The following is a 26,765-nucleotide window of genomic DNA, read 5'->3' as shown; positions in this document are numbered from 1 at the left end:
TCTAAAGTTTGGTTGTAATCAGCTAGCAATTTCTGTGCCTGTTTGCGTTGTGTAATGTCTTGAAAAGCCGCGATCGCGTGAGCAATTTTGCCTGTCTTATCAAAAATCGGCGTACTTGAAACTTCCAGAGATATAATTTTACTAGGATGGTGAAGCTCCATATCATCCACTTGAACCGTTTCACCTGCCAGAGAGCGCACGGTAGGCAATAACTCTGTAGGATATAACTCTTTAGTTCCGGCGATATAAGCTTGATAAGTTTGTGCCAGTTGTTCGATTTTCGCTTCTGGTAAAGTGTTGATGTTGCACAACTCCATAGCTTTTTGATTGGCGTAGGTAGTTCGTCCCGACACATCGTGTACAATAACGCCAACAGGCATAGCATTGATAAATTGTGTCAACTGGCTCTTTTGTTCCGTAACCTCAGCATAGAGTTTGGCATTAGTAATCGAAATAGCAGCCTGACCAGATAATAACTGTATCACTTGCAAGCGATCGGCACTAAAAGCACCAGTTGTGAGATTATTCTCCAAATAGACAATACCACTGAGTTGACCTTGATTAATCAAAGGCGTACACAAAATAGATTGAGGTTGGTGCGATTGAACATAAGGATCGCGAGTAAAATGTCCCTCTTGAGTGGCATTATTTAACACTAAACTTTCCCGAGTGCGAACGACATAATTAATAATAGAGACGGGTAAATTATTTTTAATCGGAATAGATTGCAACACTATTGTAGCAAGAGCCTTTCCACCCATTTTTATATCAATTTCACCAGAAGCTTCAATCGCCCATTCGCCTTCAGGTTCCAACGGATTCACAGAACGTAAAATGAGACAACCTGTTTGCGCTCCTGCATTCTCAATCAAAATCTTCATCAAAGAACTCAGTAACTTTTGCAACTCCATTTCACCCGAAATTGCGAGTGAAGCTTTCATGACAGTTGCTAAATCCAAAGCTTCTTTCGAGCATTGGTCTGCAACATAAGAATGTAGAGTGCGACTTGCTGATGGTAATTGAGCCAATAATTCTGGGTATTTAGCTTCTAAATCAACAACTTTCGCTTTAGCCCCCCAACACTTATAGCAGTAGTGTGCTTCTATCATATACGCACGAGCAATTTTTGTTCTACCACGTGCCAGATAAAACTTCGCTGCTAGCTCATAAGCTAACGCTTCTTCTTGAAGATACTCGTTATCCCTTGCACCTTGAATGGCTCGTTCATACAACTCCTCAGCCTCCAGAATTTTCTCTAACACTCGCGCTTTTTCAGCTTCTACCAGATCGTATTTGTGTTGAAAATTCATTGGTGCATAAGTTGCCCATTTTTGCATCTTATCTTGATTCAGGCTAATCCGATTCATCCAAACTTCTTTTTGTGGAGTAGAAGCTTCAACAAATGCCCCTAAATGTGCTAGAGAGTCGTAAAAATAAAATATAGCAACAGCCACCCGTGCGATCGCACCATCTAAATATTGTTCTGCCATTATTCCGTTATTAACGGCATGATGGTAATTGCCAAACAGATAAGTTAAGATAAGTTTATTCAAATAATAGAATAGAATTTCACTGCGATCGTTCACTTCAATAGCACGAGACAGCGATCGCTCTTCATTGTACGCAACACCAATTAAACAGTTAGGGTTTTCAGCCCGCCCCAGTAAATTAAGAACGGACTGCCAAAGAATTGCAATCCAATTCAAAGGGCTTTCCCGCCTAACTCGATCGATAACTTGACTGTAAATGGCTATTTCCTGTTCTAGCCCCGTCAGTTCGCGACCAATAAAATAGAGATGTTCTGAAATATGAAATCCACAATAGCCTACATATTCAAAACTTCCTGTTTCCACTGCACTTTGATAACTCTCCAGCAAAATTGGAACTGACTCCTTAAGATGTTCTTGCCAATGCATGACAGAAGCACAAAAGGTAGTATATATTTTAGCCTTAACTTCCTGAGAATTTAATTGTTTGGTCAAATTTAAAGCTAATCTTCCAAATTTATAACCAGCTTCAATATTCCCAATGATTCCACACAAAATAATACCATAGACAACATAACCGTGAGGCGACAAAGTTGCATTACCATATTGAATAGATAAATTCACCTCTGATAATGAAACTAACAAAAATAAGTTAGGAGCAGCAATAAATGTTAGGGAAGTTATGCTAGACAAAATCCGCATAGCAGCTAATGGTTCAGCCTGAGTCATTTCTCTTAAATGAATCAAATCTGTTATTTCTTGGAAAGCTAAAAGAGAAGAAGTTTTTTCCAGTTCTCTTTGAATATCCAACGGACTCGGTTCTTCAGGTAATCTCACACCCAATCCTTCAAGCACCATAAGTCCGATTTTAATAGCTTGTTTTAGATTCCCTTGAGATGCAGCTGCTTGGATTTTGACATCATAAACTTTTACTTCATCAAAAACTGTTTTAGCATTATAGTGAATAACAGAAGCCAATTGTTCCATACCAGTAAAGTTTCCACACAAGTACTCTACCTCTGCTGCTGATTCATATAAAGCTAAAGTTAAGCCATAGTTGGTGCGCCAGCCGTCAAAATCCAAGAGCGATCGCCCGCTCTTAAAATATTTGACAGCAGCATTATAAGCTGTTGCTGTTTTAGCCTTATGACCCGCTATTAAATTCAATTTAGCAATGTCATCTAGTTCCTTTTGAGATAAATTATGCGGTGTCTCCATAACACCTAAATTCAAATGATCTACTATTTTAAAAATTTTATCTAGTAAATTTTCCGGCTGACAGTTTTGCAATAATAACCGACCAATTTGTAAATGAACGACTTGTTTTTTAGAATCATCAATTAAAGCATATGCTGCTTGTTGCACCCGGTCGTGCAGAAACTTGAAATCTTGAATTAATAGTTCCTCATCTAATTCAGAAGCAGGCAAAATCACTCTCAGGTGAACAGCTGCTACCAAATCTTGAAAAATTTCGCTCTTAGGTTTTTCACCGATAACAGATAAAGTAGTCAAGTCAAAATCAGCCCCTACACAAGCCGCCAGACGTAAAACCTGCTGTGTAGGAGCGGGTAATTTCTTCAACTTATCAATCATCAACTCTACGACATTATCAGTTATACCCTTAGCTTCAATCTGAACCAGATCCCAATGCCAAAAAGTAGGAATTACAGGCGCAGTCCCTTGAACCCCAGTCAGATTAGGGAGTTGAGTAGCCGTTAATGCGTTATAATTAAAGGCGATCAAATTTTCCAAATACAGTGTTTTGAGAAACTCATTCACAAAGAAGGGATTACCATCAGTTTTACGCAGAACCAACTCTGCAAAAGGTTTCACCGTACTGATATCGCTATGTAAAGTTTCAGCAATAAGTTGAGCAATTGGTTCTAGCGTCAAAGGTGTCAAAGTAATAGAATTAACAACCGCCCCTTGTTTTCTCAGTTTCTCCACCGTCATCATCAAAGGGTGGACAGCCCCACCATAGCGATTTAAGCGATCGTGCGCCTCCAAACTATCATCCTTCTCCACTTCATTATTCCGATACGCCCCGATAAGAAACAGATACTGCATTTGTGCATCCGTCATCATCAACTCAATCAACTTCAAAGTCGCCAAGTCCGCCCACTGTAGATCGTCCAAGAAAATAACCAAAGGATGTTCTCTAGAAGCAAAAACTCGAAGAAAACTTTGAAAGACGTGATGAAACCGATTTTGCACTTCCGCCGATCCTACATCTGCAAGAGGCGGTTGTTTGCCAATAATAAGTTCTACTTCCGGAATGACATCAATAATAACTTGACCGTTAGCACCTAGAGCCATTAAGAGTTGTTCGCGCCAATGTTGCAGACTCGCTTTCTGTCAACAATTGTCGCACCAATCCAACAAAAGCTCCTACCACTGCTGAATAGGGAATATTGCGTCTAAATTGGTCAAATTTACCTGAAATAAAATAGCCACGCTTTTCTGTAATTGGCTTATAAATTTCTTGTACCAGGGCTGACTTACCTATACCAGAGTAACCAGCAATTAACATCATTTCAATTTTAGGTTTTGGATTTGAGATTTTGGATTCCCAGTCTTGTAGATGAGCAATACCTTCTTGCGTTTCTGCTTTCTCCGGATATGCTACGCGCACAAAAGCTGCTAGTAAAGCTTGAATTTCCGCCTCTCGCCCATAAAGTTTTTGGGGAATTTGAAACTTATCGGAAATATCAAAAACTCCCAATTGAAATTCTTCAATTCGACCTGTGGTTTCTAGTTGCCTTTTACATTCCTCCAAGTCTGCTATGATACCTCTAGAGCTTTGATAGCGCTCCTCGGCATTCTTTGCTATCAACTTCATAACAATGTCAGAAACAGCTTTCGGACAGGCCATCCCTCGAATTTCATGAGGTGGTACGGGTTGTTTGGCAATATGACAATGTACCAATTCCAACATTTCTGTTGTTGTAAAGGGTAATTGTCCTGTCAGCAATTGATAACAAGTGACTCCCAAGGAGTAGAAGTCAGTGCGGTAATCTAACGAGCGGTTCATCCGTCCCGTTTGTTCTGGCGATATATAGGGAATAGTACCTTCTATGTCATTGGGATTCTTAAATGTTGGATTGGAGTAGCTGAAGCTAGTTGCAATGCCAAAGTCAATAATTTTAACAATTCCAGTTTTTGGATTCAGAACGATGTTGCTTGGGTTAATATCTTTATGAATAATGTGAGCGGCATGAATTTCCCCAAGAATCTGCGTTATTTGTATAGCAAGGCAGAGAAATTCCAGTAAGGGCATTGGACAGTATGCACTTGGCAATTCTTTCATCCATTTGTGTAAAGACTCGCCGCCGAAATCTTCAAAAAGAATGACCAAAGTTCTTTGATAGGTTTGTTGGCTGTAAGCTGCGATCGCGCCAGAGATATTTAACGAGCGAGCAATCTCATATTCCTGCTTGTAGCGAGCGATGGCGGATCGGGTAGGATAGTCTTGCTTGAGAACTTTGAGGATAACTGGTATATTCTCAGATTGTAGAACACCTCGATACACCAGAGAATCGGCGCTCTCATAAATCTTTGCTTTAACGGTAATATCATTTAGAAACATCATGTAATCAGTTACCAGTGAGCAGTGACCAGTGAACGATGGTTGATAAACCCAACTACCCGACCATAATTTGTCCTATATTTTTCAACAAACCGATAACTTTTGACCCTCCAAGACAAGACTTGTGACAACAGTTTTGCTTAACTCCCCTGTCCGTAGTAGCGCTCTCGAGCGCATGCATTGTGACTACAAACTAATAACGATTATTGACTACGACCTACTGATGATAACGCAAAACCTCACCCAACCGATAGCTCCCAACACCAATTGTTAAAAAAATCAACTTGCTATCCAAAATCCTTGAAGATCTGCCTTATGTCTGCGAAGATTCCTAAAGATTTTAATTATAACCTAATCTAAAATACACCAAGCCCTACTGTTCCGGTGCGGAATTGAAAGCACACAAACTACTAGAAAAACTGGTAGCCCCTACATCCGAGACTGACTATCACGCGGTGTAAAGCGGGGGTGAAAGCAGGAATAGGCGGTAATAGCTGAAAGCACCTACTGCAAGCAGGGGCTAGTAACTGTCACTTAATTACTATCACTACCTACCCAATGCTACCCTTTTTGAGGAGGTTCGTTTACCTCGTTAACTTCAGGGGAAAAGCCCTTATGGATGCGATCGATACGATCGCTCGGTTTAGGAGCTACAGAGACAGCCCAGCATCTGTAGGTGAGACTTTAACTCTTACCAATAACGTAGTCAATTAAGACTAAATCGCGGTCAGCTAACTAAAATGCACTAGGCACGAAGCCCCGTCACTAAGCGTGCAGGGTGCTGACAGTACAGCATTCTTTTCATCCTCGATTAACAATTACAACAATTTCTGTTCCCTGTCCTGGTTGACTCTGAATTTTCAATTGCGCTCCAATATGCTCTGCCCGTTCGCTCATTCCTAATAAGCCAAACCCGCCACTCAATGGGATACTACCCACACCAAAGCCCCGTCCATCGTCTTTAACCCGCAAAATGCACTGGGCATTGTCATACGCTAACTCAACCCGAATTTCGCTAGCACCTGCATACTTAATTGCATTGGTCAATGCTTCCTGTCCAATTCGGAGTAAGTTATTCTCCACTTCGGTAGGTAAGAGATAGGCAGTCCCCTGAACCTCGTTATAAATCAGAGCAGTATCGGTTGTAGCTCGCATTTGAGTCACGAGGCGATGGAGGGCGCTTGATAAATCGCCTTCCTCTAGCAACTGAGGACGCAATGCTGCCACCGACCGACGAGCCTCAGCTAGTCCGGTTCGTGCCAATTCCTCGATTGTGTCCAAGTGAGCTCGGGTTGCTTCTAAATTATCCGTTAGCACTAGGGTTGTAGCACCTACATGGATAAGAATGCCTGTAAAGGCTTGCGCTAATGTGTCGTGAATTTCTCGCGCCATGCGGTTGCGTTCTTCAATAATGGATGCTTCTTCAGCTAGTTTGCGTTCGCGTAGCTCGCACTCAAGCCGTTCGCTGATATCTTGTCCAATACCAACAAACAGGCGATTAGAAAGCCGAACATTTGCCCATGAGGTGTTTACAAGGCGCTCGCCTTTGGTTTTAATTTTTAAGTCTAACCATTTTCCAGAGGCTGTCAACATATGGTCTAAAACTTGCTGATGCTCCTCTTGATTGGAGCAGCATTCAGCAATCAGATCAATATGATGCAAATCTGTGGTTGACCACCCCAAGATCTGTTCTAGCTGACGATTAACGAATTCTACTCGCCCCTGTGCATCATAAAGAGTAATCATCACGGGGATGTGGTCAACGATGGTTTGTAAGAGTTGTTTCTGCTGACTCACCTTTTCTTGTGCTTGTTTTCGTTCAAAGATTTCCTGTTCTAATCTTAGGGTACGCTCTTCCACTTTTTGTTCCAGTGTTCGTGCATACTCCTTCAGATTTTCCCACATCAGGTAGCTACTGCTTGTAATTGCAGATCCCACAATAGCAAGGAGGGGTGGAATAATAATCAGCCACCAACCTGCTAAAAACAGCATATATGTACCGCCTAAAAGAGCAATGCTCAAGAAAAAAACTCCAAATACTGTCCGTCGAGGAGAAGGGGATGTCCAACCTATAACTGCTCCTATAGTTGACCAAAGAACAATCCACAGCCACTCTAAAGCTTCTGCCCAAACATGGAGTAGAGGACGTCCATCTAAAGCGGCACATAACAATTGGCTTGTTAACAAAGCGTGAACTTCAACACCAGCAGGCGCTGTAGTTGGGTCAGTAACGTAAGATGTGAAAAAGCGGTCTTCAATGCTCTCTGCTGTTATCCCAATGATGACAATGCGATCGCGTATCAAATCTCGTGGCATTCGACCCTGCAACACATCCGTCATCGAAATTGTCCGGAAGCCATTTTTCAACCTGGGAAAGTTTGATAAAATTTGATACCCCCCACTGTCAACACTAACATAACCTCCGTCGTTTGGCTGCAATGAAGTAAATACTGCTCGACCTAACCGAAACTGATTCTGATGACTGCCAAGAGGTTGGCGACGGATACCTTCACCCTCAAGATACGTAAATGCTAACTGTGCTCCCAGCGTAGATATCGATTGATTGTCTTGAGTTCTCAAATACAGCAAACTGCGGCGAGTCCTGCCATCGGCATCTAACAGAAGATCGCTTGAACTGACTTGCTCGCGCTTTTTTAAGATAGGTGGTGCTTGAATAATCTGACCTTGAGTCGTTTCGATCGTTTTCTCAATCCCAATTAAATTGGGAGTCGTCTTGAATACTTTGACTAATTCTTGATGACCGGGTTCTACGGGTAAATCTCGAAATATATCAAGACCAATTACTCTCGGTTGTTGTTGTTTGAGCGATGAGATTAAGCGAGCTAGTACTGCATCAGACATAGGCCACCGTCCGATCTGCGTAATATCCGATTCATCAACCGTAACTAGGACAATCCGGGGATCTTCTGGTTCAAAGGGGCGCATACGAAACATCTGGTCAAGCGCCACTAGCTCCAATAACTGTAATGCACCTGTTAGCCGCAAAATCAACAATCCTCCAGCAATGCTGGGAACAGTTATCATAACTCCACGCCATTGCCAAATTTGCCGTTTCAGCTTTGCCCACATAGGATAAATGCAATTGCTCAACGCGAATTGTTTAATTTACGAGCTTTTAGGGACTTCCAAATAAAAAAATATACAACTTTCTCTTGTGGTGCGGGCGTCCCGCCCGCCACCAATATAGAACGGGCGAGGACGCCCGTACCACAAGACGGATAATTTATTCCTTGGAAATCCCTGATTCGGGACTTAATAATCAATATTAGCATCCACTCCACCAGATTGAAGGAATTCGCGCCAAACTGTACTGATGCTTGAGTCATTGGGTTGAGTGCGCCGAGCTTCATATAGGATAAGGAGTGCATCGTACCAAATGTTAGCTTTCTGGTATAGTAAGATGCGTTCCTTGAGAGATGCTTCCTCAATTTTGCGCAAGCGAGTTGGATCGATTTCAGTTCGTTGAACGATGCCTGTGACAGATCGATCTTCAAAGCGATCGCTTGAGTCGCAAATGATGGCAAACGACCACCTATACCGTTTCTGAATCTCTAAAGGCGGTACATTAGATGGTAAGCTGATACGGACAAGTTCAGGAGTCTTGCTTAAGGTTAATGTTGTTCGATATACACCGCTACCACTTTGATTGCGTAAACTAAATTCTGCAGTTTTAGCACTAGTTTTTGGCACGTATACAAAAAATGTTGGACGCTCTGCTAGAGTTAAGGCTGGTTTAGTTGTTGGGCTGAGGGCAGTGAGGAATCGATCTGTTGATGGCGCTTCAGGATCTTGAGGACAAGCCGTTCGGTCGCGCCGTCCTCCTGGTGATGAGCCACGAGGATTCCTCGGTGGTGGTGGAGGCTTGGACTGTCCAATCTTGCTCTGTGAGACGGTCGGCAGTTCTCCTGCATCTAGTTCTGATGCCAAAACATTGGGTGCGAGCGCCATTGGGGCGCTAAGGGCGATCGCCAATTCAAAAGCCAGGGCAACTCCGAGGTAAATACTACAGAGTAAGGTTTTTCTGCAATACATAGTGTTAAGTAACTGGACTAGATTAAATACACTCGAAAAGGTTGGGCAATGGGCATAGGGTGAAGCAAAAACACTATTGAAATTGATTATGCCCAATTACTTAATTACAGCCAATTTCCTAAAAGAACAAACGGTACCCAGTAATAAGGAGAATTGTAATCTTCTTGGTGTAACAAAGCAACTTGAGCGCGACGCAGAGCTTCGGCTTTCGTAACTCCCGGTTTACTTAACTGATGGTAGAACTCAATCATCAGTGATGCTGTAGAAAGATCGCTAACCGACCACAAGGAAGCAATCGTGCTTCGCGCTCCTGATTGTACCGCAAAACCAGCCATTCCTAATGCCGCCCGCCGATCGCCAGCTGCTGTTTGACAAGCACTCAGTACCAGCAATTCGATGGGGCTGAGTTTTCCCTCTCTAGAACGCAGCAGCTGATTCAATTGTTTGACACTGATAGGTTTAAGCGTATCAGCGACAAGCAAGATCGCTCCAGAGGGGGTAGTGCGCCATCCTGTTGCTTCTACCAGCATCATTGGAGAACTGCGTTCGCTTTGGGAGCGAGAAGCCCAAGCCGGTAAAGAATTCTCTGAGGAAGAATTTTGGGGTGGGCGATCTACTGTTAACCGGCGTCGGTCTTGCCAGTCGGCATCATCGTCCAATTCCTGTTCGGGAGTCAGGGGCAAACCACCCCGCCCAGTCGTGACGAAGGAATTGCCTTCGCTAGCGGTACAGCCAGTAGCAATCAGGCTGGATGAATCAATGACAGTTGTGGGCAGTGCGACTAAGCCGGAGGAGGGGTCAAGTCGTTGGATGTTGAGTTGGACAGTACCACTTAAAGTGGAGTTAGCTCCTGTCGCGGTGATGTCGCTACTTGGAGTATCTTGGGGGCGAAACTGAATGCCAAAGATACCTCGGGCATTAATCGTCACGTTCCCGCCACGAGCATTCACAGAATTAGCACGAATGTCGCTATTTTCGCCCTCGACGGCGATGAGTGAGGACGTATGAATCTTAATGTTGCCACCGTTACCAGTGCCATCTCGAACTACAAGTTGGCGAGTTGACACGGCAATATTACCTCCAAGTCCACTCCCGATTGTTTCAGTATTCAACCCACCCCTCAACTGACCACTAGGGCTGATGCCACTCAGTTCCAAAGAATCGGCAGCATTAACCCGCAGACTTCCCGCCGCTTGCCCGCCTTGATTTTGAATTAGTAGGAGTGAGCCATGCAAGAGCGAAACTCGATTGCCCTGCACTTGAATTGAGCCACCTGGTGAACCACTGGCATCAGCTAATGCCTGCCGCTTTAAATGAATATCGCCAAACGTTTGGATACCAGGATAGCCCAAAGCAAATCCTGCACCCAAGTTCACAATTCCATCCCGCACGCTGCCTAACTCAATCCTTCCTTGCTCTGCCGTCAGCACACCTCCTTGGATATCAATGTCTCCCCCAATCAATGCCAGGGTTTGTCCTGGTGGCACTTGCAAACCTGTTAAGGCATTTCCTCTAACTAGAGGAGTGATGACAGGAGTAGTCCCTGATAAGTTGTACCCATTCCCCTGTACAGCAATCTGCCCTGGATTTGCTCCCATCTGCAAGCCAACGGGAACGCTGACGGTCAATAGCGGTGCAGTTTGGGGATTGGTGGCGCTATAGTAAAAATTATCGGTAAAGTTGATGCTGTTAGCGCTACTGGCAACAAACGAGCCACCAATATTGAGTCGCGCTCCTGCACCAAAGATAATCCCATTGGGATTGAGCAAAAATAGATTGGCTCTGGCATTTGCTCGAATTACACCATCAATCTTCGAGATTGTCCCTCCTGTGACACGAGTGAAAATATTCTCCACATCATCTGCATTGTTGAAGTAGGCAGAACCGAATGGCGGTACTGAAAACTGGCTGAAGCTGTGGAACAGATTGCTACCCCGTCTTGCCCCGCCATCAATCTGATAATTGACATTGCCCGTGACCAGCGAGCGCTCGGACGTTGGCAGTGTGTCATCTGGAATCACTTGAGCGGCGAGCGGTTGGTGACAACTGAGTCCCCACACAGCACTGCCCATCAAAATCCATGTTTTGAGATGCCACTCGCTCATCAGGTCTGCCTCCAGTCTGGCAATGCTCAAAGTACTCTCAATTAGAAACAAATGAAATGCACCTTGAGTTCATATTAAGTAGTTTTTCACTCTCCCTCCACTAATGAGAGTTTGCTTACTTTTCTCTTCGTTCTGGCGCGATCGTCTGTAACCTTTGCACTGATTACACAGGAATGAGTTGTAGCCATGACGTGAGAAATTGAAAAAACCAAACTATGTAACGAAAAGTAAAATCTTTGTATTTAGCTTGTAGTAGCGCTTCAGCGCTAAAGCTCAACTACAAACTAGTGATGATTATTTGCACCGACTTACTTATCAAAACCTTTGTATTTATTTAGCCAGTTTTTTGAAGATAAAGGAAAGGAATTGAAATTTTATTAGGAGAACAGGTGAAAGCCGAGCAGATAAATAACGATAAAATTGGTAGAGTAATGGATAAGTTGTATCAATATGGATTGAATAAGTTCTTCAGAGAATTCGCTCGTTACAAATTGACAATCCCTCGTTTAACAGCAACAATCACCGCTTGAGTGCGATCGCTCACCGACATTTTACTTAAAATTCGATTAACATGAGATTTTACAGTACTTTCACCGATAGTTAAAGCAGTCGCAATGTCTAAATTACTCATTCCCTGTGCCATTAAACGGAGCACCGCTAGCTCTCGCTCGCTCAGTTCTGGATTGCTCATGCGCTGCACTAGTTTTGCACCCACCGATGGTGGAATATACTGCTCGCCGCCATGAATTGTACGAATTGCACTCAGAAGCTCGTTAGGTTTAGCATCCTTGAGCAGGTAGCCTTGAGCACCCGCATTTAGTCCGCGATAGATATCTTCATCGCTGTTGTAGGTTGTGAGTACAATAATCCGAGCCGATTGAAATTCAGCACAAATAGTAGTAATTGCTTCAACTCCTCCCATCTGTGGCATACGCAAATCCATTAGTGTGACATCCGGTTGATGTTCTCGAAACAGATCGATCGCGTGTTGTCCATCTTCTGCGTGAGCTACGACAGTCATTTCTGGATCGTGGTTGATGATGGCTGCCAATCCTTGCCTGACAATGGAATGATCGTCAACAATTAGAACGCGAATTGTAATAGATTGACTCATCTTTACTACCTAATCCTCATACACCAACTTAACATGAATGAAGCTAGCATGAGCATATTTGATGGCATTAGTTAATTGTTACATTTCTTAACTTCACTACCACTACCTCTCTTCATAATTGGCAAAGGTGTTGGTTAAAGTTGGAATCCAAATTACAACTTTAGATGGAGCTTATCTTCTATTTTAAGATCGACAGATTCATCAATCACTTTATTAAATAAAAAGCTCAACTTAAAGTGGACGACAAGTGAGAGGCAATTGTATATATTGAGTTCATGCAAACATTGATAGCAATACCCGTTGTTATATTCTAGCGAGCAGTATTCAGATGATTTATAACGGCATCATAGGAAGAATTTAATATGGCAAGAACACACCAATGGACAGACCAGCAGGTTGAAATCACGATTAGTACTTTTCTACGATTTGGAGTGACTCTAGCAGTAGCGATCGTTGTTGTCGGAAGTATCCTGTACTTGGTTCACCACGGTTATGAGACTCCTGAAGAGCGCGTTTTTCGAGGAGAACCAGCAGATCTGCGCCCTCCGGGTAACGCTACGCAATGTAGGCTATGCCCGTTAGGGCTATACGCCAGTCCCCTACGGCGGGAGACCCGCCTACAGGACTGGACTCACCGTTTTTTCTCGTCCTAATGTCAAGCACTCAAGAGCATAGAGAAGCAAATACCAGATAAAATGGATTCAAGTTATCACTGCTGAACCGTTGACTGTCTGTAAGTTTGAAGTGCTACAATTGATTGTCGATGGATATAGAAATTCCATTATTGCCGCTAATGTTAATTGAACGATATTAGGAAGTAGTCAGTCGAGCGTGACGGTAGAACCAAGGTCGCAAAATGAACCAATCGCGTTTAAGGGCATGGGTTTTGACGGGTAATATCATGAGTGCATTGCTTTGTGCTCAATCGACCGCCGCGCAAGTCGTTCCTGATACCACGTTGCCAGTGGGGGAGCGATCGCTGGTCACAGGCAATGGCAATGTGCAAATTGATGGTGGAGCCAGACGGGGTGACAATCTCTTCCACAGCTTCAGTCAGTTTTCTATCCCCATGGGGGGGACTGCCTTCTTCAACAATGCGGTTGATGTGCAGAACATCCTGACACGTGTTACAGGTCAGTCAATCTCGAATATTAACGGCTTGATTCGGGCGAACGGCACGGCAAACTTATTTTTGATTAACCCAAATGGAATTATCTTTGGACCGAATGCCCGCTTGAATATTGGTGGCTCGTTTGTGGCTAGTACAGCCAGCAGCATTCAGTTTGCGGATGGCACAGAGTTCAACGCGGTCAATCCTTCGGCTCCTCCTCTATTGACCATTAGTGTGCCGATCGGCTTGCAGTTCAACGGTGGGCAAGGAGATATTGTTGTGCAGGCTCCTGTTCCTAATAATCCGTTCACTGAAGTTGGCAATGCCGGTCAGCTTCTCAGTACAGCCCAGCCCAACGACGCGATTGATGGCACAACCTTTAACACAATCTCTGGCAATTTTGCCAATGGCGACGATGTTGACCTGTACAAAGTGACCTTAACCAAAGGTGTGCCATTCACGGCGACCACGGTGAATGGCACTAAGCTGCCATTGGACACTCAGTTGTTCTTGTTCAATGGCAGTGGCTTGGGTTTGTCTAGTAATGATGACACGGCTGACGCCGTGCTATTACGATCGACTGTACCCTTGAACCAACCCTTCATCCCGGCTGCCTCTGGCATCTATTACCTGGGCATTTCCCTTGTCCCTAACAACCCCCTCAGTCCCCAGGGTTACATCTTTGGCAGTTCGGGTGCGCCGAACGGTTCAGGCTCCGAGTTACCCTTGAGTGGGTGGGATGCGAAGAATAACCTCAGCGGCAGCGCTAGTTATACGATTACTCTCAACCCTCACACGCCGCTTCAGGTGCAACCGGGCAAAACGCTAGCGCTGGTGGGTGGCAATGTCACGATCCAGGGGTCAAATTTGCAGGCTCCTAATGGTCGAGTCGAGTTGGGAGGAGTCGCCCAGTCGGGACGGGTGGGGCTGAATGTGGATGGCAACAACATCGCTGTGAGTTTTCCCAATCAAGTCGTGCGAGCTGATGTCTCCTTAAGCGAGGGTAGTGGCATTGACGCGACAGGAATCAGTGGCAGTATCAGAATTCTTGCCCGAAACATTGATATCTCTAGAAGTGTGCTTCAGATGGGAATTCCCAGCGCTTCAAGATTACCCGGTACCCAAAGAGATCTGGATCTGAATGCAACGGGCTTGCTCACAATCAGTGATAATAGCTTCTCGATCAACCTATTGAATGGACAGGGAAAGCTCGGCAACATCAATCTAACAGCAGGCGATCGCGTTTCTTTGGATAGCTCTAGTGTACACAATACGGTGCAACTAACGGGCATCGGTAACGCTGGTGAGATTAACATCACCACCGGGTCGCTTTCTCTGACTAATAACGCTCAACTGCGTTCGGAGATAAGTGGGCAGGGAAACGCAGGCAGCATAAATATTAATGCCCGCGATGCCGTCTCTTTTGACAACAGTAGAATCTACAACAATGTGCAATCGACTGGTATTGGCAATGCTGGCGAGATCGACATCACTACAGGGTCATTTTCTGTCAGGGGCGCTGGGCTGACTTCGTTCTCGAATGGACAGGGAAATTCCAGCACTGTGAATATCAATGCCCGCGATACCGTCTCCTTTGATGATTTCGGTAGTATATTGACTCTGGTGCAATTAACAGGTGTCGGTAATGCTGGCGATATTAACATCATTACTGGCTCATTTTCTCTTGAGCAGGGTCAGCTATCTTCCTACGGGACTGGTCTGGCAAATGCAGGCAATATCACTATCAATGCCCGTGACACCGTTTCTCTCACACAAGGTGCTTTCTTGTCTAGCAGGGCGTCTGCACCGAAAAATTCAGGCAGCGTGAACATTAATGCTGGCAATAGCGTCTCTCTTGACGGCTTTTCTCAAGTCAGTACTAACTTCGGTATCAACATCACTACAGGCGACTTTTCTCTCACCCGTGGCAGTGTTCTAAATTCCTATACATCGGGACAGGGAGATTCAGGCAGCGTGACGATTAACGCTCGCGATCGCGTCACTATAGATGGTGAATCGGATCTGTTATATGGTACATTCCGATCGACCAGCCAGATATTCACATACGTGTCTTCAAGTCCTACTCGTCGAGGAGTGGGTCGAGGCGGAGATGTTAGCATCACGACTGGTTCGCTGTTTTTGACCAATGGGGGGGCTATCAATACCTTCACGCAAGGGCAGGGCAATGCTGGTTATGTCACCATCAATGCTCGTGACGCGGTTCAGATTAGTGGCACAGCTCCTAGTTATCTTAGTTATTCTCCTCCTACTTCTCCTAATAGTGACTATAGCGCTTATAGTGGGGTGAGGACCTCAGCGGAGTTAGGCTCGGTGGGAGACGGAGGGAACGTGAGCATTACCACAGGAACACTCTTTGTTTCTGATTCTGGGACAATCAACACAACTGCTCAAGGGCAAGGTAGAGCGGGGAATATCCAGATTCGGGCGAGTAATGCAGTCTCGTTTAATGGAGGCAATGCCATCAGTACCCTTGGGCAAGGTGCGGTGGGTAGAGGTGGTGATATTGCTGTTGAAGCGCGATCGCTCTCAGTCCTGAATAACGCTCAATTCTCAGCGTCCACCGCTGGCAATGGAAATGCGGGCAATATTACAGCCAGTGCGGATACGGTGAATGTGAACAGCGGCGGGCGACTGCTCACCACAACATCCAGTAACAGTCGAGCAGGCGACATCACGGTAAAGACTCCAAACTTGCAATTATCAGGCGCAACCAGTGGTCTCTTTGCTGACACAACTAGTGCCGGGAACGCGGGTAATTTAACGATTCAGCCACGCGGGAATGGTCAACGTGTCCGTGTGAATCTTCAGGACGGGGCACAAATTTCTGCCTCTACCTCTAGCAGTGGTCGTGGGGGAGATCTGACGCTCGCCGCGCCTGAATCCATCACGCTCACGGGAAATGGTTCTATCATTGCGGCAGGAACAGGAGGCAGCGGCGCGGGTGGAAACTTAACTCTCAAAACGGGCACATTTAACATTCAAAATCAGGCAGAAGTGACGGTCAGTAGTTCCGGGACTGGGCGTGCAGGCACTTTGTTTGTAGACGCCGATCGCGTCTCCCTCAACAATCAAGGCAGTATCCGCGCTGACACCACTGGTGGTGGCGGGAATATTAATGTGCGATCGCCCTTCATCCTTCTCCGCAACGGCAGTAACATCACTACGAATGCGAGGGGCAGCAATATTCCCGGTGGTAACATTGGCATTGATACTCGCTTCTTAGTTGCGGTACTCAGTGAAGACAGCAATATTAGCGCCAACTCCGAAGATTTTCGCGGCGGCAATGTTCGCATTAATGCCTCTTCCATCTTCGGCATTCTACCCGATCTAATTTCCACTCCCTTGAGCGACATCACTGCTACAGGTGCGACATCTGCCTTGGGCGGCACAATTGATGTCACCACTGCTGGCATTGACCCCACCTCTGGTTTAGTGGTACTACCGACCGACCTAGTCGATTCATCAGGGTTGATTGCTCAAGGGTGTTCAGCCAACCAGGGTAACTCCTTCGTCATCACAGGTCGCGGTGGTTTGCCGCCCAATCCCGAACAACAGTTAGACGATGATGCGGAGTGGAGCGATCGGCGCAGGCTGGTCGTGGCTGGGAGAGAAAGACAAGCAGACAAGGGGACACAGGGACACGGGGAATCACTCGCAACCCGCTCCGCGTCCTCGATCCCCTACCCCCCAATCATGGAAGCAACTGGCTGGCAGAGAACACCCACGGGAGAAATCCTCCTGGTTGCTAACTCATCTAACCCAGCCGTGCAGAATTCAATGCATCAACTAGCTGCCTGCAACGGTAGGCAGTGAACCCTTGAGCTAAAATTAACCCCTTCTCATGCAATCGCTGCATTGGCACTACCAATTAACGACAAACTCCAGAGTAAGTTTGCCCTGCATGAGTTAACTGCCATTTAGAGTAATCATTTTTTAGTTTAAAAGTTACTGGTGTCCCAGTTTGAGTTTGACCTTTAAACTCATTATTACCCGTCAAATTTGTTTTAGCGAGCGCCACTGGTTCTAATTCTGGATTCGTTATGGACTCAGACTCAATGTTTGTTACCGAGACACTTTGTTTTTTCTTATCAAGAATCAGCAAATCACTTACTGTAATCTCAGACTGAGTTTCAAGCATTGTTACGGATACTGGCTGTTTCTTCTTAAACGTATTACCATCAATTAAAGAAGTATAAAAGTAAACTTGTCCCCGTCCTTCTTTCTTCTTTACAATACAGATAATACCGTCATCAAGACTAGGGGAAGCAGCAAATGAAGGCAGCAATGAACTTGATACCATAACAGTTGTTAAGGTAGTAATATAAGCTGTCTTACTAAGTAATCGAATCATTTTTTACTGTTATGTTAATATTTTCTAGCTTTGATTATTTGAGCCATTCTCTCAAATAGAATTTAAGGCTTTAAAGGCTCGTCACTTACTAATATTATGTAATGCAATCAAAATGTGTACTAGTCAAGATAAGCTAGTTAACTGGAAAATTCAGTTACTCATTAGCAGTTCATAGCGGAGTCTAGAACGCTGGTACAGTAGTCAAAGCAGGAGCAAAAAACACGTTTCCTCTCTGCTGTAAACCCTGATATTGCGTTAATGTAGAGACCGTCTAAAATTTTGTCAGCGCAATTGTTACCATGACTTTGGAGAGATTACGGCTCTTGCTTTGATTGGCGTGTAGAACAATATTCAAACAAGATAAAATTTTCTGTAACTTGTTTTTAACATAACTATCTTGCCTATTCAAATCAAGAAATTTAATTGATGATAAATAGAGTTGCTGTACTCAAGCAAAGCTGACAAGCCAAAGTTAAGCTTCATTCCAAAAGAAGTAAAACTAAGCTAAACAAGCTTTAGATTTACTAGACGTGCTTTGCAACTTTTTTAGTCACTTTGACATAATAAACTGTCTATTTAGTGTCATAAAAACCCTCTGTTCTTAGCTGCATTAGCAAAAGTTACAGATTAACTATGACTACAATTCGCATTGAAACTGATAGCCTTGGCAAAGTTGAGGTTCCCACAGACAAACTTTGGGGAGCGCAAACGAGCGCGATCGCTCGAACACTTCAGCATCGGAGACGACTTAATTCCACGGGAAATGATCCTTTCCTATGCAGTGCTGAAGAAAGCAGCCGCGATTGTCAATCATCAAGCAGGACGATTGGGTGACGAACAAAAGCACCTTATTTGCGAGGTTTGTGACGAGATTTTATTAGGTCAACATCCAGAGCAGTTTCCTTTGCACGTGTGGATGACCGGAAGCGGCACTCAATTCAACATGAATGTCAACGAAGTGATTTCCAATCGTTGCTGTCAATTAGCAGGAAATCCACTCGGCAGTAAGACACCTGTGCATCCGAACGATCATGTGAATATGTCCCAGTCATCTAACGACTCATTTCCATCAGCAATGTACATTGCGGCAGCGCAGGGAGTGAATGAGAAATTGATCCCTGTAGTGAAAGAATTACGCGATTCCCTCAATGAGAAAGTAAAAGCATGGAAAGAAGTTGTTAAGATTGGTCGCACCCATCTACAAGATGCCACCCCTCTGACATTAGGTCAAGAATTTTCTGGCTATGTAGGACTGTTGGATGATAACCTGGAGCGTTTAACTGATAGCTTAAAAGGGGTCTATCGGTTGGCATTAGGGGGAACCGCAGTTGGAACAGGAATTAACTCAACACCTGAATTTGCAGAAGCCGTAGCCGCAGAAATTGCCCAGCTAACAGGGCTACCTTTTGTTACCGCTCCCAACAAGTTTACGGTGCAGGGCAGCCATGATGCACTGGTGATGCTTAGCGGTGCGCTCAAAACTCTAGCAACCTCCTTGTATAAAATTGCCAATGACATTCGTCTTCTGAGCTGTGGACCTCGCTGTGGTTTCCACGAACTAGATGTTCCTGCCAATGAGCCAGGGTCATCGATTATGCCGGGAAAGGTGAATCCTACCCAGTGTGAAGCCCTAGCAATGATTGCAGTGCAAGTGATGGCAAATGATGTAGCGGTGTCGTTTGGTGGAGGAAGTGGCTATCTGGAGATGAATGTTTATAAGCCGCTGATCGTTCACAATATCATGCATTCGATTCGGATTATGACTGATGGATGCCAGAACTTTAGTCGATTTTTGGTGGCAGGAATGCAGGTCAACCAAAAACAGATTAATACTTTTGTCGAGCGATCGCTAATGCTGGTGACTGCTCTGAGTCCGCTCATTGGGTACGACAAAGCCTCGCAAATTGCACACTATGCTCTCGAGCGCGATCTGACACTCAAGGAAGCTGCTCTGAAGCTAGGGTATATTTCTGCCGAGGAGTTCGATCGGGTGGTCGATCCGGCAAAGATGGTTCATCCCTACGTTGCGAAGTAGCGATCGAGCCTTATGCACACCCACACTCTCCGACCAAAGACTTTGTTGCTGCAATTGAAAGCATCAAGCCGACAACGATTATCGGCGTCAGTACGGTCGGGGGTGCTTTCACTCAAAAGGTTGTCGAGACTATGTCGCGGTTGAATGAGCACCCTGTGATTCTAGCGCTGTCGAACCCGACCGAACATGCAGAGTGTACACCCGAACAAGCATACACTTGGTCAAAGGGCAAAGCAATCTATGCTGCCGGGGTTCAGTTCCCGCCAGTTCACTTCAACGGTCAAACTTTCTTACCAGGACAAGCCAACAATTTCTACATTTTTCCAGCAATTGGATTAGCCATCTACGCCACACAAGCCAAGCGTGTCTCCGATGAGATGTTCATTGAGGCAGCAGCAGCAGTCGCCGACCAAGTACCAGTGGAGATGCTAAAACAAGGACTCATTTATCTACTACAGTCGAACATCCTGGAAATAGAGATTAAGACAGCAGTGCGGGTGGCAAAACTAGTGTTTGATAATGGGTTGGCACGGATCGATCGCCCTACCGACATAGAGGCATTCATTCGTCAGCATATTTACAAGCCGGAGTATAAGAAGCTCATTTGAGAGAATCGATCGCTATTGTCGGTGTTAACACTGTCTTTACGATACCGTCGGCAGTTTCAGCGCAAAATCGCGATCGCGGCAGCCCGATAAGGGGCTGCATATGTCCTAGTGTCAAGCAGTTAAGACCATGGTGAAACAAATGCCAGATAAAAATGTTCGCAGCAGGAGAAACTTCCTTATAAAGGTTTTTCTGCAATACAAAGTTACTTTGAATTTGGATTCCAACTTTAGTTGGAGCTTATTTTCTATTTTAAGATCGACCGCTTCATCAATCACTTTATTGAATAAAAAGCTCAACTTAAAGTGGACGACAAGTGAGAGGCAATTGTATATATTGAGTTCATACAAACATTGATAAGTAACTCGACTAAATTAAATACACTCGTAAAGGTTGAGCATAGGGCATAGGGTGAAGCAAAAACACAATAACTCGCAATATTCTAAAGGACTTCCAAATAAAAAAGTTATTAACTTTCTCTTGTGGTACGGGCATCCTCGCCCGTACCACAAGATTGGGTAATTTATTTTTTTGACATCCCTAACACTGATAAATCAAGAGGAATAACAATATGGTAACGGCAGATTCTATTGGAACTTACTTAATTAAAAGGCTTTACGAACACGGTGTTCATCATATCTTCGGTGTACCCGGTGATTATGTTCTAGGCTTTGACAAGTTGTTAGAAAATAGTCCGATCCAATTTATTAATACCTGTGATGAACAAGGTGCGGGGTTTGCAGCAGATGCTTATGCTCGTCTACGTGGATTAGGTGCAGTTTGTATTACTTATTGTGTAGGTGGATTTAAAGTAACAAATACTACTGCTCAAGCTTATGCTGAAAAGTCTCCCGTAGTCGTAATTAGCGGCGCACCAGGTATGAATGAACGCATTCAACATCCATTGCTACATCATAAAGTAAAGGATTTTAATACTCAGTACAAAATCTTTCAAGAACTCACCATTGCATCTACGGTACTAGATGACCCTAACAAGGCATTTGAGGAAATCGATCGCGTGCTTGCTACTGCGTTGCGTTACAAGCGCCCGGTTTACATCGAAATTCCTCGCGATATGCTCAATCAACCGGGAAATCCAGATTATCAGTGGATTCCTCAGCCAGATGTCAGCGATCCAACTTCTTTAGCAGCAGCCCTTGAGGAAACTGTGAGGCTAATTAGTGCCGCCCATCAACCTGTGATTCTAGCCGATGTGGAAATTCATCGATTTGGATTGCAGCAAGCACTGTTACAGTTGACTGAAACAACAAATATCCCAGTAGCAGATACGATTTTAGGTAAATCGGTAATTAATGAACTACACCCTAACTACCTAGGACTCTATGCTGGCGCTTTGGGAAGTGAGTTTGCGCGTCAGTATGTCGAGTCTAGCGATTGCGTGATTATGCTAGGTGTTTTTCTTATGGATTTGAATTTAGGGATGTTTACGGCTCACCTCGATCCAAGCCGTGCCATCTATGTCATGAGTGAAAAAACGTCGATTCAATCCCACGAATATAAAGGGATTCGTTTACAAGATTTTGTTCAAGGATTACTTCAAGCTGACATTTCCTTTCGAGAACTCAGTTTCTCCTATAGTTCTCAACCGCTTACTTCTTTTTCTCCGATTCCCGATCAGCTAATCACAATCAAACGGTTGTTTGAGCGATTGAACACTTTTATCAACAGTGACATGATAGTCCTTGCAGACATCGGAGATTCGCTGTTTGGGGGATTAGATTTATTTGTTCATGGTAAAACTCGATTTCTATCCCCTGCTTACTATGCCTCTTTAGGGTTTGCCGTTCCTGGAGCTATGGGTGTTCAGTTTGCCAATCCCCACATTCGTCCACTCGTGTTAGTGGGTGATGGTGCATTCCAAATGACTGGGGTGGAGTTATCTACAATCGCCCGCTATGGGCTTAATCCAATTGTGATTGTCCTCAACAATGGTGGATATGCAACAGAGCGTCCGTTGCTTGATGGCAAATTCAATAATATTCGGCTCTGGCAATATAGTCGAATTTCAGAGATACTGGGTGCGGGTCGTAGATTTGACGTTCACACAGAAGGTGAGTTAGAAGCCGCACTCCTAGAAAGCCGATCGCATCCTGAAAGCTTTTGTATCTTAGATGTACATATTGGTTCAGATGATATCTCCCCCGCATTGCAGCGAATGACCAGCGAACTTGCCAAACAGGTTCATTAGCTAAAACGTCATTTGTCAATAGATAAAACGCCAGAATTGGGGTTAATTTTATACTACACAAACCTGATTTCGATGTAAGAAAAAGTCTGAAAACAAAGCATAGTAAAGATTGTAGTAATTCATCTCCAGTTAATAAATTCTCAATAACATTTTTTATTGAGAATTAGAGAGAAAAATCAGGTATCCTGGGTACTAAAAGAAGTAAAATGAATTTGTGATGAATTCATTCTGTGTATGAGTAGTAAAAAAGCATTAAAACAAGATCGAAGGGGGGGAAGACGTGAAAATGCTGGCAGGAAGGCGATTTGGAAGAATAAAGACACTTCAGACAATCCGTGTACCAAAATTAATTGCAACACAAGTACTGAAATTAGCTCATAGACTTGATTCTGGGGAAAAATTTGATTTCGGATCTAAATCAAAAGCAGCAGAAAACGAAAACGTCAGAAAACATTTAATTTATCGGAGAAAGGCAGGAGGCAGAGGGCATCCGTGCTGGAGGAATCAATCTTTGTGGGAGACATTAGCTTTGTGGATGATAGCAAGTGGTGGACCAATACTCAAGATTGATTTGCTGGGCTTGCGATCGCAATCTGGTACAAACGTTATAACCCTAATTCTTCCGTTCCATTTTTTCTAACCGTCTAGAAAATGAGCAAACCGGGAGTAATTAGTATTTGAAATCGTTTTTTGCTTTGCTTCTATTGCAAAGTCATTCATGATTAAAACTCATATCAGTTCATCAGTACATGACTGAAAATTATCTTTTCATCATTATCCCCTTGTCAATAACATTTGAGATGCGCTAACCCTGGATACTGAACGAACATTTTATATCAATTTCCCCTCTCTCTACGTTCAAAAATATAAGCTTACTAGATAGTTTAGTTCCGGATAGTCAAATATAGGCAGACGTAGCTTTCTATAATAGATAACTGCTACTTCGTTCGCGGAACTTTTAAGGCATTTAGAATGGCGTCAAGCTTGGGGCTTTAAAACCACCTAAATTTACCCGAATTGGGTCAACTAAGACCTCCCTATCCCCTATCCCGAAGGCATTGGGGAATTCTTTAATTAGGATATTTAAACTAGCTTGAACATCGGCATTGATAAGTCTACCAGATTTGGATCTGTACAAACCGCTTCGGAATGCGCTTACCTGATGGTTTCCAATCCGATGGTTTGCTCCCATAAGTAGGAATAAAATCATCATCTAAGAACGATGCACGACTAGTGTAACTCTCCTCACGTTCAATTACTTCAATTCCTACTCTTGCTCCTTTGTATGTAAGCATATCGATTAATTGAGTGTGAGGGACTTGGATAAAAGCTTGATTATTAGCTCTACCAATATTGCAATTGCGCTTCCAGTCAGGATTATGACCTATTACCAGTTTAGTAATCTCTTTCGCTACCAACAAATCAATGACGTGAGTACTCGCACGATGCAGGTAATTTTTAACTTTCAGATTGCGATCTGTCGTAAATGCTCTTAATCGTTTTGATGTGAGCATCCCACTTCGAGATTGAAGCTGAGCACGTTTCTTGTTGAAAAATTGGTTTATACTCTTTAATGGTTTGCCATTAATGAGAACTGGTTGAAATCCAGGCACATTTGATGTTACAGCCATTAAATTGTCTATCCCCATATCGATCGCTGCTATTCTCTCTGACTGATTTAATTCAACATCTGGCACCTCATACACTATTTCTAAAACGTAATGATCTAATTTGGGGACTATACGTGATTGACAGTATTTCGATTGTTCAATGTCTTGAATCTGAGTATCAAACTTGTAATCGATATCTGTCAGTTTAATTTGTCCCGTTTTTTTGAAAACCTTTTTTGAGGTAGATTGCTCTGTAAATACCAGTAAAGCTCTGCCATCTTTTTTCTTGTAACCGGGGATTTTAGGTAACCCTGTAAATTTGGATGGCTCCAGACGAAATACTGTTATTGCTTCATTATAGGATTTCCATGATTTATCTAATAATTTAAGTACTTGTTGTGCTACTTTAGCAGGCAACGATTTATATTGCTCTGTGGGCTGCATTAACTTATCCATTTGGTTATAGGATGGTACTCCATGTCCATAGATAAATGATTGCCGGATTGAGTACTGCGCTGCATTCCACAAATTTTTGGCGGCAAATGACATCTCATCTATTTGTTCCCACGCCGGATGTCCAATCTTGATAATTCGTTGTTCCACTAACTGCATTATTATCACCTCCTATTTCTAGATTAATCTACAAACGACTATATAAGCTGATTTTTGATAATATTTTTACACTTCTTTACACTTAAATTCCGCCTATTCGTCAGTATTAGAATTAGATTGCAGCTCTGCGATAATCTTCTCTGTTTTACGCTTTGCTCTTCTTTGCCCGTAAAGTCTTGCAGCAAATGATCTAATTATTGAAACTAAATCTGTCATAAGTTCATCTGTGCCATTTTCCGATAAATTAACGACTTCAAGCGTAATTCCCAACCGTTTCAGCAGTAAATCAATGTAGTTAGTCCCAAAGCGAGCTAATCTATCTTTATGTTCTACGATTAAAACTTCGTATCCTGACTGAGATAAAAGACTCGCTAGTTGTCTTCTAGAGTCATTTAACCCACTCCCAACTTCTTTGACGATTTTGACAACTTGATATCCTTTGGCAGCTGCGTATTGAGTCAATCTCTCTGCTTGTGAATCTAAGTTAGTTTTATTTTCAGCACTGGAAACACGCGCATAAATTGCTGCTCTTTTTGTCATTCCCAATACTGGATTTCCTTGATTTGGATCGAAGTCTACAATTACCGTTCCCGATTTAAGTTGATATGCTCTATGAGGTAACACACCTTTTTTAAATTGTCTCCATGCCGTTTGGTACGATACCCCTAGATATTTTGCATAATCAGATAATTTCATAAGTTTCAAATAAATGACGTTATCTGATTATATTAGACTATACTTTTATTGAAGTTACCTCATACCAAAATTGTGTTGTTTGGATCGTGCCATCAAACCAGGGAAGATAAGTAAGTTTGCTCACTTAAGCGATTGACTACTTTTCCCTTCTGAACAGACAGCCGATCGATTCAACAGATTCTGCATAACTGGGCTAGAGGAATCAGCAACGAGAAACACCTCTCGAGTGGGAGTTACTTGGATTCCGGTGGCTTCGATGATAGGGGTGTCGCGAAGTTTTGAATTTTGAGTTTTGAATTGTAAATTTTGAGAAACCCTGCGTCTTTGCGTCCCCGTGTCTCCGTGTCCTCCCTTATCAGCCTGCTGACCCACAACCAGCCTGCGCCGATCGCTCCACTCCGCATCATCGTCTAATTGCTGTTCCGGTGTGGGCGGCAAGCCTCCGCGACCTGTGATGACGAAGGAGTTACCCTGGTTCGCAGGACACCCTTGAGCAATCAACCCGGACCGATCTACAAGGTCAGTGGGCAATGCCACTAACCCAGAGGTTGGATCGATGCCTGCGGTGATGACATCAATCGTGCCACTCAATGCAGAAGTTGCACCTGTGGCAGTAATTTCACTCAAAGGGGTGGAAACCAGGCTGGGCCGAATGCCAAAGATGGAAAAGGCATTGATGCGGACATTACCACCGCGAAAGTTCTCAGAATTGGCACTGATGTTACTGTCTTTGTTCGGCACCGCCACCAAGAAGCGAGTGTCAATGCCAATGTTGCCGCCGGGAATGTTGGCTCCAGTGGCATTGGTGGTGATGTTACTGCCTGCACTGCCAGTACCCAAACTGCTGACGCTGACTTTTGCCTGATTTTGAATGTTGAGGGTTTCGGTACTGAGATGGATATCACCGCTGCGTCCTGTGGAGTTGAGTTCTGTGTTGGCAAACAGCCCACTGCTGGCACTAATCGTGTTAGTCAGTTGACCAAATCGAGCGACTCGATCGGCGAAGGTGGGGTCAAAGCCAGAAATAGTGATTTTGTCGGTGGCATTGATGATGGTGTTGCCTGCTCGTCCACTGCTATGGGTAGTGGTAAGGAGTTTTCCACCACCGGTCATGTTAAGGGTATTGACGTTAAGAGTAATATTACCACTATCGAACCGGTTATACGTTC

Annotated in this window: 14 protein-coding genes and 3 pseudogenes; 7 read left to right on the top strand and 10 right to left on the bottom strand. The window is 44.0% G+C overall.

What is annotated here, in order from left to right; genetic code table 11:
* Nucleotides 1-98: 98 nt before the first annotated feature.
* From ACKTT2_RS14600 to ACKTT2_RS14585, 4 genes and pseudogenes are all read right to left on the bottom strand, one after another.
* Nucleotides 99-5,073: pseudogene (locus ACKTT2_RS14600) on the bottom strand (protein kinase domain-containing protein); the annotation flags it as partial.
* A gap of 801 nt (nt 5,074-5,874) precedes the next feature.
* Nucleotides 5,875-8,163, bottom strand: a complete 2,289-nt coding sequence (locus ACKTT2_RS14595; protein WP_407888015.1) for a CHASE2 domain-containing protein — start codon at nt 8,161-8,163, stop codon at nt 5,875-5,877.
* Nucleotides 8,164-8,346: 183 nt separating this feature from the next.
* Nucleotides 8,347-9,126: a DUF928 domain-containing protein gene (locus tag ACKTT2_RS14590; protein WP_407888013.1), complete on the bottom strand. Its 780-nt coding sequence runs from the start codon at nt 9,124-9,126 to the stop codon at nt 8,347-8,349.
* Nucleotides 9,127-9,230: 104 nt separating this feature from the next.
* Complete coding sequence (locus tag ACKTT2_RS14585) at nt 9,231-11,231, bottom strand: two-partner secretion domain-containing protein (protein ID WP_407888011.1); 2,001 nt, start codon at nt 11,229-11,231, stop codon at nt 9,231-9,233.
* Nucleotides 11,232-11,540: 309 nt separating this feature from the next.
* On the opposite strand from ACKTT2_RS14585, the pseudogene ACKTT2_RS14580 reads away from it, so the two are divergent.
* Nucleotides 11,541-11,707: pseudogene (locus ACKTT2_RS14580) on the top strand (DUF4277 domain-containing protein); the annotation flags it as partial.
* Nucleotides 11,708-11,715: 8 nt separating this feature from the next.
* Here the strand turns inward: ACKTT2_RS14580 and ACKTT2_RS14575 are convergent.
* The gene (locus tag ACKTT2_RS14575) at nt 11,716-12,345 is read right to left on the bottom strand and encodes a response regulator (RefSeq protein ID WP_407888009.1); all 630 of its coding nucleotides are present in this window, start codon (nt 12,343-12,345) and stop codon (nt 11,716-11,718) included.
* A 362-nt stretch (nt 12,346-12,707) separates the two neighbouring features.
* On the opposite strand from ACKTT2_RS14575, the gene ACKTT2_RS14570 reads away from it, so the two are divergent.
* Entirely contained in the window at nt 12,708-12,998 is a 291-nt protein-coding gene (locus tag ACKTT2_RS14570; protein WP_407888007.1) for a DUF1634 domain-containing protein, read from the top strand.
* Between the two features lie 203 nt (nt 12,999-13,201).
* The gene (locus ACKTT2_RS14565) at nt 13,202-17,290 is read left to right on the top strand and encodes a two-partner secretion domain-containing protein (RefSeq protein ID WP_407888005.1); all 4,089 of its coding nucleotides are present in this window, start codon (nt 13,202-13,204) and stop codon (nt 17,288-17,290) included.
* Nucleotides 17,291-17,345: 55 nt separating this feature from the next.
* On the opposite strand, the gene ACKTT2_RS14560 is transcribed toward ACKTT2_RS14565, so the two are convergent.
* On the bottom strand, nt 17,346-17,828 hold the full coding sequence (locus tag ACKTT2_RS14560) for a hypothetical protein (protein WP_407888003.1): 483 nt from the start codon (nt 17,826-17,828) through the stop codon (nt 17,346-17,348).
* A gap of 649 nt (nt 17,829-18,477) precedes the next feature.
* Between ACKTT2_RS14560 and ACKTT2_RS14555 the strand changes: the two genes are divergently transcribed.
* A complete protein-coding gene (locus tag ACKTT2_RS14555) occupies nt 18,478-19,863 on the top strand; it encodes a class II fumarate hydratase (RefSeq protein WP_407888001.1) in 1,386 nt (461 codons plus the stop codon).
* A gap of 2 nt (nt 19,864-19,865) precedes the next feature.
* On the top strand, nt 19,866-20,471 hold the full coding sequence (locus ACKTT2_RS14550) for a malic enzyme-like NAD(P)-binding protein (protein ID WP_407888054.1): 606 nt from the start codon (nt 19,866-19,868) through the stop codon (nt 20,469-20,471).
* On the opposite strand, the gene ACKTT2_RS14545 is transcribed toward ACKTT2_RS14550, so the two are convergent.
* The gene (locus ACKTT2_RS14545; protein WP_407887999.1) at nt 20,464-20,667 is read right to left on the bottom strand and encodes a hypothetical protein; all 204 of its coding nucleotides are present in this window, start codon (nt 20,665-20,667) and stop codon (nt 20,464-20,466) included. The two genes, ACKTT2_RS14550 and ACKTT2_RS14545, sit on opposite strands and share 8 nt — an antisense overlap.
* 373 nt (nt 20,668-21,040) lie before the next feature.
* On the opposite strand from ACKTT2_RS14545, the gene ACKTT2_RS14540 reads away from it, so the two are divergent.
* Together ACKTT2_RS14540 and ACKTT2_RS14535 are read left to right on the top strand one after the other, a co-directional pair.
* Complete coding sequence (locus tag ACKTT2_RS14540) at nt 21,041-22,678, top strand: alpha-keto acid decarboxylase family protein (protein ID WP_407887997.1); 1,638 nt, start codon at nt 21,041-21,043, stop codon at nt 22,676-22,678.
* Between the two features lie 286 nt (nt 22,679-22,964).
* Nucleotides 22,965-23,318, top strand: a complete 354-nt coding sequence (locus ACKTT2_RS14535; protein WP_407887995.1) for a hypothetical protein — start codon at nt 22,965-22,967, stop codon at nt 23,316-23,318.
* Nucleotides 23,319-23,793: 475 nt separating this feature from the next.
* On the opposite strand, the gene ACKTT2_RS14530 is transcribed toward ACKTT2_RS14535, so the two are convergent.
* From ACKTT2_RS14530 to ACKTT2_RS14520, 3 genes and pseudogenes are all read right to left on the bottom strand, one after another.
* Entirely contained in the window at nt 23,794-24,900 is a 1,107-nt protein-coding gene (locus tag ACKTT2_RS14530; protein WP_407887993.1) for an RNA-guided endonuclease InsQ/TnpB family protein, read from the bottom strand.
* A gap of 93 nt (nt 24,901-24,993) precedes the next feature.
* Entirely contained in the window at nt 24,994-25,596 is a 603-nt protein-coding gene (locus tag ACKTT2_RS14525; RefSeq protein ID WP_407887991.1) for an IS607 family transposase, read from the bottom strand.
* Between the two features lie 120 nt (nt 25,597-25,716).
* Nucleotides 25,717-26,765 (bottom strand): annotated as a pseudogene (locus tag ACKTT2_RS14520) (hypothetical protein); the annotation flags it as partial.

This window comes from Scytonema hankhaensis NUACC26 (assembly GCF_045865695.1).
Lineage (GTDB): Bacteria > Cyanobacteriota > Cyanobacteriia > Cyanobacteriales > Nostocaceae > Scytonema.
Note: the sequence above shows the minus strand (reverse complement) of the source record. Positions and strands in the feature narration are given on the sequence as shown.